Origin of the sequence: Burkholderia sp. LMG 13014 (assembly GCF_905232215.1) — a bacterium.
Lineage (GTDB): Bacteria > Pseudomonadota > Gammaproteobacteria > Burkholderiales > Burkholderiaceae > Burkholderia.
The window spans coordinates 1-5,140 of sequence record NZ_CAJNKE010000434.1 but is presented as its reverse complement, the minus strand read 5'-3'; the positions used below and the strand labels follow the sequence as shown (position 1 = coordinate 5,140).

6 protein-coding genes and 1 pseudogene are annotated in these 5,140 nt (G+C 66.6%); 1 reads left to right on the top strand and 6 read right to left on the bottom strand.

Features of this window, described 5'->3' with window-relative positions; all coding sequences use genetic code 11:
* Nucleotides 1-136: 136 nt before the first annotated feature.
* On the bottom strand, nucleotides 137-541 hold the full coding sequence (locus tag JYJ84_RS27960) for a RidA family protein (RefSeq protein ID WP_175223365.1): 405 nt from the start codon (nucleotides 539-541) through the stop codon (nucleotides 137-139).
* A gap of 152 nt (nucleotides 542-693) precedes the next feature.
* Between JYJ84_RS27960 and JYJ84_RS27955 the strand changes: the two genes are divergently transcribed.
* Nucleotides 694-1,659 carry a LysR family transcriptional regulator gene (locus JYJ84_RS27955; RefSeq protein WP_175223364.1) on the top strand — a complete coding sequence of 322 codons (966 nt, stop codon included), beginning with the start codon at nucleotides 694-696 and terminating at the stop codon, nucleotides 1,657-1,659.
* 85 nt (nucleotides 1,660-1,744) lie between these two features.
* Here JYJ84_RS27955 and JYJ84_RS27950 read toward each other — a convergent pair whose 3' ends face one another.
* From JYJ84_RS27950 to JYJ84_RS27930, 5 genes and pseudogenes are all read right to left on the bottom strand, one after another.
* On the bottom strand, nucleotides 1,745-2,257 hold the full coding sequence (locus tag JYJ84_RS27950) for an ureidoglycolate lyase (RefSeq protein ID WP_124450504.1): 513 nt from the start codon (nucleotides 2,255-2,257) through the stop codon (nucleotides 1,745-1,747).
* Nucleotides 2,254-3,267 carry an allantoicase gene (gene alc / locus JYJ84_RS27945; RefSeq protein ID WP_175223363.1) on the bottom strand — a complete coding sequence of 338 codons (1,014 nt, stop codon included), beginning with the start codon at nucleotides 3,265-3,267 and terminating at the stop codon, nucleotides 2,254-2,256. The genes JYJ84_RS27950 and alc overlap by 4 nt, the downstream gene beginning before the upstream one ends.
* A gap of 62 nt (nucleotides 3,268-3,329) precedes the next feature.
* The gene (gene uraD, locus JYJ84_RS27940) at nucleotides 3,330-3,851 is read right to left on the bottom strand and encodes a 2-oxo-4-hydroxy-4-carboxy-5-ureidoimidazoline decarboxylase (RefSeq protein ID WP_175223362.1); all 522 of its coding nucleotides are present in this window, start codon (nucleotides 3,849-3,851) and stop codon (nucleotides 3,330-3,332) included.
* Nucleotides 3,848-4,801, bottom strand: coding sequence for an allantoinase PuuE (puuE, locus tag JYJ84_RS27935; protein ID WP_175223361.1), 954 nt, complete (start codon nucleotides 4,799-4,801; stop codon nucleotides 3,848-3,850). Before puuE ends, uraD begins: the two co-directional genes overlap by 4 nt.
* A 148-nt stretch (nucleotides 4,802-4,949) precedes the next feature.
* A pseudogene (locus JYJ84_RS27930) lies at nucleotides 4,950-5,140 on the bottom strand (Asp/Glu racemase); the annotation flags it as partial.

Here is a 5,140-nt window from a genome sequence, read left to right as displayed (position 1 = left end):
CGCCCGGGATCGCCGTGCGCCGGTTCGGCACGGCGACGTTGCCCGATTCGTCATCGTTCGTTGCGCTGCTGCATCGCGCGTATGAACAGGAGGCCCCCGTCGCACCCTGACGCGCGGGCCCCGTGTCGGGCACGGCTCACCTGTTGACCGTCTCCGGCAGCCGCGCGATCGCCTTGATTTCGAACTGGAACCCGTACAGCCAGGTCACGCCGACGGCAGTCAGCGTCGGATACGGCGCATCGCCCCAGTATTCGGGGACGATCTCCCAGATCCGCTCGAACGTCGCTTCGGGATCGACGAGGAACACCGTCACGTCGACGACGTCGTCGAACGTGCAGCCGGCCGCGCGCAGCACCGCATTCAGGTTGTCGAACGCGCGGCGAACCTGCGCGTCGAGTTCCGGCTCGGGCGAGCCGTCCTCGCGGCTGCCGACCTGCCCGGACACGAACAGGAAGCCGTTCGAGCGCACTGCCGGCGAATAGCGGTTGCGGTCGTACAGCGCCTGGCGACCGGGCGGAAACACCACGCTACGCTTTACCATCCCATATCTCCTTCGGTTTATGGGGCGAAGCCGCCCCGGCATCAACGATGAAGGCACTTTACGGACCGATGCACGGCGGATAAACCGGCAACCCTGTCCAACACTGTTTGCACGTCCCAAACAATTTCCGACCGACGCGGAGCCCTGACCCGATGGATCGATTCGACGCAATGCAGGCGTTCGCCCGCGTGGTGGAAGCCGGCAGTTTCACGAAGGCGGCCGAGACGCTGCACATGAGCCGCACCACCGTCACGCAACTCGTGCAGCAGCTCGAAGCGCGGCTGCGCGTGAAGCTGTTCAACCGCACGACGCGCAAGGTCGTCGTTACCGCGGACGGCGCCGCGTACTACGATCGCGTCGTGCGGCTGCTGGCCGACATGGACGATGCCGAAACGAGCTTGTCCGCAGCCTCCGCATCGCCCCGCGGGCGGCTGCGCGTGGATGTGCCGAGCCCGTTCGCGCGCCTGATCCTGATCCCCGCGCTGCCCGCGTTCCATGCACGCTATCCGGACATCCAGCTCGATATGGGCGTGAGCGACCGCGTGGTGGACGTGATCGGCGAGAACGTCGACTGCGTCGTACGCGGTGGCGAGCCGACCGACCGCGCGCTGGTCGCGCGCCGTGTCGGCGACCTGCGGCTCGGCGTGTACGCGTCGCCGGCGTATCTCGCCCGCGCCGGCACGCCGACGCATCCGGACGAGCTGGAGGACACCCATCACCGGATCGTCGGATTTCTGTGGGCACGCACCGGCAAGGCCTTGCCATTCGAGATGGCATGCGACGGCGAGCAGGTCACCGTGCGCGGACGCTACGTGCTCGCGGTCGACGACGGCAATGCGTACCTCGAGGCCGGCCTCGCCGGGCTGGGCATTCTGTGGCTGCCTGACTACATGGCCGGCGCGCATCGCGCCCGCGGCGAACTGGTGCCGCTGTTCGAGCAATGGCAGCTCGAGCCGATGCCGATGTACGTCGCGTTTCCGCCGAACCGGCACGTCAGTGCGAAGCTGCGCGTGTTCGTCGACTGGGTCGCCGAGCTGATGGCGGAGCATGCGCCGGTCGCGAACCGGCGTCGCGGCGGCGGTGGTTCACGCGACACGCGCAAAGCCGTAGCGACCTGAGTCGCGAGAGCGCGGCCGTCCATAAAAAAACCCGCGCAAATTGCGCGGGTTTCGACAGGCAGTCGGTCGCGAATACGCTGGCGACTCAGGCCGTCAGCGCGTGCAGCGCCTCGTCGGTGAGCCACAGCGATTCCTGCAGGTCCTGCTCGTTCAGGTTCAGGCCGTCGCCACCGCGATCGACGACGATGAAGTCGCTGACGCCGCCGAGCGCGATCAGCGGGTGATGCCACACACCCTTCGCATAGTTGACGCCCTGCCACCCGCTCGTCACGAACGCGCGGATCTTCGCCGGATCGAGATCGCCCGCGGGCGCCACGACGACGAGATACGGCTGGTCGTTCAGCGGCACGAACGCCTGGCTGCCGAGCGGGTGCCGCTCCAGCATCTTCACTTCGAAGGGCAGCGTGCGCGGCTGGCCGCGGAACAGGTTGACGAGCGTGCGGCCGTCTTCATCGGTCACGTCGACTTTCGCGAGATCGTGAAAGCGGATCGTGGTGCCGAGGTTGATCGGGATCTGCTTCGCCCCGTCCGTTTCGATCACGTCGCCGAACGGCGCGAACGCTTCCTTGGTCAGCGGTTCGATGGCAAGCGTCTTCATTTGTCGAGCGTCCCCCACAGACGCAGGCGCGACACGCCGCCGTCCGGAATGATGTTCAGTCGCACGTGCGTGACGGGGCCGAGCGATGCGATGTCCTTTTCGAAGTAGTGCTGCTTGTCCATCTGCAGCTTCTGTTCGCCGAGCAGCACCGGCCAGAACATCGACTGCGTGATCAGCGAGCTGTCCGTGCCGCCCGACACGTATGCGGCCTGGATCGAGCAGCGGTCCGGGAAGTTACCCTTGAAGAACGCGGTATCGACTTCGATCTTGCGGATCACGCCCGGCTGCGCGAGCGCGATGATCGCCCAGTCGTTGCCCGGTTCGCGGCGGCGGCGGGTTTCCCAGCCGTCGCCCATGTTCACGCCGCGGCCCGGCAGCAGCAGGTTCGACGCAACGCCGAAGTGCTGGTTGTTCGCGGCCACCACGTAACCGCCGTTTTCCATCGCTGCGAGATCGAACTGCTCGGTCGCGCTCGCGCCGGCCCAGTCGAGTTGCGGCTGGCCGTACACGCGCAGGCGCGCAATGCCGCCATCCGGGTAGATGTTCACGCGCAGGTGCGTGAAGGCACGCGCATCGCTCGCTTCGACGTAGTGATGGCTGTTGCCCTGCAGCGTCGTCGACGGCACGACCTCGACCCACTCGGTCGCATGCGTCGGCGCGCCGTCGGCCACGAACGCGGCCTCGATCGACGCGGCCGGCGGGAAGTTGCCGGTGAAGTGGCTCGTGTCGATGTCGAAGCCCTTGATCACGCCCGGGCGCGCGAGCTTGACGATGCACCAGTCGTAGCCCGTCGTGCGCTTGCGGCGCGTTTCCCAGCCGTCCATCCACTTGCCGTGGTCGTCATACTTGCCGGGGATGAAGACGGCCGGCTCGGGGTTCAGCATCCGGTCCTTCGGCGCGAAGAAATCGTCGCTGGCTTCGAGCGCCTGCGCACCGAGACGCGGGTCGGCAAGATTCACGTAGCGCCGCGTGAAGTCGGGTGCGTTGGGATCGAGAAGCGGAACAGCCATGATGTTTCCTTGTTTCAGTGAGGCGATCAGGCCGCTGCGACGCAGCAGGCCGTATTGCGGTGTCAGGCGTCGATCAGGTCGTCGAGGCGGAAGCGCGCGATCCGGTAGATCTGGTCGACGCTCGCACGCAGTTCCTCGGTGCGCGAATGATTCACGCGCGACTCGAAGTTCGCGATGATGCCGTGCCGGTCATAGCCGCGCACCGCGAGGATGAACGGGAAGCCGAACTTCTCGCGATACGTGCGGTTCAGCGTCAGCAGCTTGTCGAACTCTTCCTGCGTGCACTGGTCGAGGCCCGCGCCGCTCTGCTCGCGCGTCGACTCGGCGGTCAGCTCGCCGCGCACGGCGGCCTTGCCGGCCAGCTCCGGGTGAGCGTTGATCAGCGCGAGCTGGCGCACTTCGCCGCCCGTTTCCACCGCGCCCGACATCGTCTGGTGCAGCGCGTCGATGGTCGCGAACGGCCGCTCGCCGGCGGCGACTTCGGCCACCCACGGCGAGTGTTCGAAAATCCCCGACAGTGCCGCGACAAATGCGCTCGGCGCCATCGTGTTCAGTTGTTCCAACGTGTAGCGCATCGCCTTCATGCTTTCCCTTCGATTCGATGATTGGGCTGATACGGATGATGTTCACGCCAGTGACGCGCGATATCGACACGGCGCGTCACCCATACGCGATCGTGCTTCTCGATGTGATCGAGGAATCGCTGCAGCCCGCGGAACCGGCCCGGCCGGCCGAGCAACCGGCAGTGCATGCCGATCGACAGCATCTTCGGCGCTTCGTCGCCCTCCGCGTACAGCACGTCGAACGCGTCGCGCAGGTAGTCGAAGAAGTGATCGCCGGTGTTGAAGCCCTGCGGCGTCGCGAAGCGCATGTCGTTCGTGTCGAGCGTGTACGGCACGATCAGCTGCGGCGATTTCTTGCCGCCCGATACCTCGACATCCATCCAGAACGGCAGGTCGTCGCCGTAGTTGTCGGAGTCGTACAGGAAGCCGCCGTATTCGGCGACCAGGCGGTGCGTGTTGGGGCTGTCGCGGCCGGTGTACCAGCCGAGCGGGCGCTCGCCCGTCACGCGCTCGATCGCTTCCATTCCGAGGCGCATATGCTCGGCCTCGAGTTCCGGCGTCATGCTCTGGTAGTGGATCCAGCGCCAGCCGTGGCACGCGATTTCATGGCCGAGCTCGACGAATGCGTGCGCGAGCTCCGGGTGGCGTTCGATCGCCATGCCGACGCCGAATACCGTCAGCGGCATCCCGCGCTTCTCGAATTCGCGCAGGATGCGCCATACGCCGGCCCGCGAACCGTATTCGTAGATCGACTCCATGCTCATGTGGCGGTCGGGATACGCGGCCGCGCCGACGATTTCGGACAGGAACTGCTCGGAGCCCGGATCGCCGTGCAGCACGCAGTTCTCGCCGCCCTCCTCGTAGTTCAGCACGAATTGCACGGCGACGCGGGCGCGTCCCGGCCAGTTCGCCTGAACGGGATGGCGGCCGTAGCCGATCAGGTCGCGAGGATAGTTGGGATCGAGTGACATGGTTCGAAGTGCGGCGAAAGCTCGCTGAAATAATGGGTTCGCATCGACTGCGCGGGGGCCGGAAGCCGGCTGCGCAAGCCGATGCGATGACGGCCCAGTGTAGCGAAAACGCCCATACGCGCCCATACAGCGGCGCAGATAGTGCGTGTCAGACGGTGTGTATGTGCGGTTGCGGCAAATTCGGCACCGGTTCCGCCGCATCCCCGTCCGGCGGGCTGAAGCGGGCGAACGCGCCGTCGTAGCGCTTCGGCAGCGGCCGCGCGTAATCGCCGCGCTTCGCGGTCGCGAGGCGCAGCGCGACGAGCGCCTCGGCCCACTTGACGGCCGCCGTGACGCCCT